Raw genomic sequence first — 2,096 nt, 5'->3', positions numbered from 1 at the left:
GCGGCGCGCGCGCGATGCTGTCGAGTTGCACACTCATGTGGATGGTTCCCGCGCGGGCGGCGGCATGACGGCGGCGGCAGCCGTGCCGGCCTGCGCGCCCGCATCCGCCGGCACGCCCAGCATGGCGCCCAGCGCGCGCAGGTTGCGCTCCCAGTCATAGTCTTGCAGCACCAACTGGCGCGCGGCCAGGCCCATGGCCGTACCGTCGCCCTGGCCGTGGCGCAGCACGCGGGCCGCGTGGTGGATGAATTCCACGTCGTCGCGCGCCAGCAGCAGTTCCAGTCCGGGCTGGGCGGCGATGCCTTCCAGCGCCTGCGGCGTGGCCAGGACGATCTTGCCCATCGCCATCGCTTCAAGCACCTTGTTCTGCACGCCGCGCGCGATGCGCAGCGGCGCCACGGCCAGCGCCGCGCCCGCCAGGTAGGGGCGGATATCGGGCACCTTGCCCGTCACCGTCACGCCGGCCACGCGTCCCAGCGCCTTCACGCCGGGCGTCGGCTTGCTGCCGACGATGTAGAACTGCAGCTGGGGAAACTGGCGCCGCAGGGCGGGCCAGACGCTGGCGACGAACCATTGCACGGCATCGGCGTTCGGCCAGTAATCCATGGCGCCCGTAAATACCAGCACCTGCGCGCCCGGCGCATACGGGCCGGACGGCGCGTGCGCCATCGCGGGAGAAAAATATGCCGCGTCGACGCCATTATTGAAATGGCCCGTCTTGCGGCGCGCCATGGGGGCGCACTGGCGGAACAGGGCCGCTTCGGCGGACGAGACAAAGGCGGACGCCGTGAACTGCTGGGCGATATGGCGCTCGTACTGCAGCAGCAGCTGCGCTTCGCGCCGGTACAGCTGCGACAGGGGCCAGGGCTTGCTGTCGCCGTACTGGCGCCATTTGTCGGAATCGACATCGACGAAATCGATTACGCGGTGCAGGTGGCGGCCCGTGCTGCCATCGAGATACTGCGCCATGGACCCGGAATACGCGAGCGCATGGCGCACCTTGCCGCCCGACAGCACGCTGGCGACCCATTGCAGCAGGCGCGCATCGCGGTAATATTGCACGCTCATCGATTGCCGCGACAGCAGCGCCTGCACGGCGCGCCAGCGGGCCGCGCCGCGCCGCAGGTCGACGAAGCGCGTGCTGGCGCACAGGGCGGCCACGGCCCTGGTGTGCTGCCAGTCGTCGTCATCGTCGATGAAGCAGCCCAGGTGCACGCGGAAATGCCGGCTCAGGTATTGCAGCATGTGCCAGGAGCGTATCTTGTCGCCCTTGTCGGGCGGATACGGCAGGCGGTGCGTGAGGAAGAGGAGTTCGCGCATGGGGTGTCCCGTTACCCTTAGCCCAATTGCCGCACGATGTGCGGCCCCAGCAGGTTGGCCAGCGGCAGCGGCAGGCGGCGCCAGGCGCGGATGGACAAGCCGTACTTCGGATTCAGCGGATTGATCTCCGGCAAGGCCTTGGCGCGCACCAGCTTGTATGCATACGGCAATGGCTGGGGCGTGAAACCCCAGTTCTTCTTGAAGTCCCAGGCGCCCGTGCCCAGCTTGCTGCGGCCGAAATCGAACAGGCGGTAGCCGCGCGCGCAGGCGCGGCGCATCACTTCCCAGTACATGAAATCGTTGGCGCCCGTGCTGCGCGCCAGCACGCTGCCGCCGCCGTAGTACGGCAGTACTTCATCGCGGAAATAGAACGTGAAGACGCTGGCTTGCGCCTGCTGGCCGTGATAGATGCTGAGAATGTCGCAGTCGCCGTCAAACACCGAGCGCAGCAGCGCGAAATGGCGGCGCGCGAAGACGGGCGTGCCCAGCCGGTGCACGCTGCCCGCATACAGCGGGTAGAAGCGCTGCAAGTCGTAATCGACGGCGCTGTGCAAGCCGTTGGCGATGCCCTTGCGCACGACGGCGCGCTGCTTGCGGGGGATCGCCAGCAGATTCTGCTCGGCATCGGCGTGCAGCGGGCGGCGAAAGGTCGCATACAGCGGACGCTGCAGCCAGCCGTCCGCCGCCTGGCCGCTGTCGGACAGGCACAGCGGCTGCGGCGTGCGCCAGCGGTATTCCAGGTGGCCCACGCCCAGGCGCCGGGCCAGCGCCTGGGC

At 68.8% G+C, this 2,096-nt stretch carries 2 protein-coding genes; both read right to left on the bottom strand.

From position 1 onward, the window contains the following. Positions 1 to 33 precede the first annotated feature (33 nt). A complete protein-coding gene (locus JaAD80_RS28885) occupies positions 34 to 1,320 on the bottom strand; it encodes a TIGR03087 family PEP-CTERM/XrtA system glycosyltransferase (RefSeq protein WP_102299621.1) in 1,287 nt (428 codons plus the stop codon). 17 nt (positions 1,321 to 1,337) lie between these two features. Then, positions 1,338 to 2,096 (bottom strand): FemAB family XrtA/PEP-CTERM system-associated protein (locus tag JaAD80_RS28880; RefSeq protein WP_103055253.1); only part of this gene is annotated, 759 nt, incomplete at its 5' end.

This window comes from Janthinobacterium sp. AD80, assembly GCF_002878455.1.
GTDB lineage: Bacteria > Pseudomonadota > Gammaproteobacteria > Burkholderiales > Burkholderiaceae_D > Janthinobacterium.
Note: the sequence above shows the minus strand (reverse complement) of the source record. Positions and strands in the feature narration are given on the sequence as shown.

Coding starts and splice junctions, on each gene's coding strand:
- JaAD80_RS28885 (WP_102299621.1), bottom strand. CDS start 1,320: ATGCGCGAACTCCTCTTCCTCACGCACCGCCTGCCGTATCCGCCCGAC.